This is a genomic window from Vibrio sp. 704 (genome assembly GCF_033339295.1).
Genome location: NZ_JAWOUH010000854.1, coordinates 1 through 553, shown reverse-complemented (window position 1 = coordinate 553; position 553 = coordinate 1). Strand labels below are relative to the sequence as shown.

General features: G+C 49.7%; 1 protein-coding gene. It reads right to left on the bottom strand.

Annotated features, from left to right (window positions below; genetic code table 11):
- Positions 1 to 553: cation:proton antiporter (locus R7R24_RS29525; protein WP_318120566.1), on the bottom strand; the 553-nt coding region annotated here is incomplete at both ends.

Sequence of the window (553 nt, the reverse complement as noted above, 5' to 3'; positions counted from 1 at the left end):
GACGCAGCAACAATACCGCGTGGTGCCACCCAAGACAAAAAGAGCTTGTCTTTAAGGTTCAAGTTGCTGCGCATCGTAGAAAGAAAAATCGATAACGGGCGCGACACCAACTGCATAAAGACAAACAGCAGCAACGCACCACTGCCCAGCGCTGCAAAATCATCCAAGCTGATTCGAGCCGCAAGGAAGATGAACAAACCGGTGATCAGCAAAATGGTCAAGTGCTCTTTAAAATGCAGAATTTGCTGAATGTTGATGTCTTTCGCGTTGGCAAGCCACATACCCATCACGGTAACGGTTAATACCCCCGCTTCAGATTCGATGTGGTTAGAGACCGAAAATACGCCCAGTACCACCATTAAAACCGCAAAAGGCTGCAAGTATTCCGGCAACCACGCTCGACGCAATACCGTCGCCACGGCTGCACCAGACGCCACACCTAAAATGACACCTACGGCAATGATGGTGCCAAAGACTTCCATGCTGTTTACGGCGCTGTGCGACACGATAAACTCATACACAATCACCACAAATAGCGCACCAAGAGGGTCGA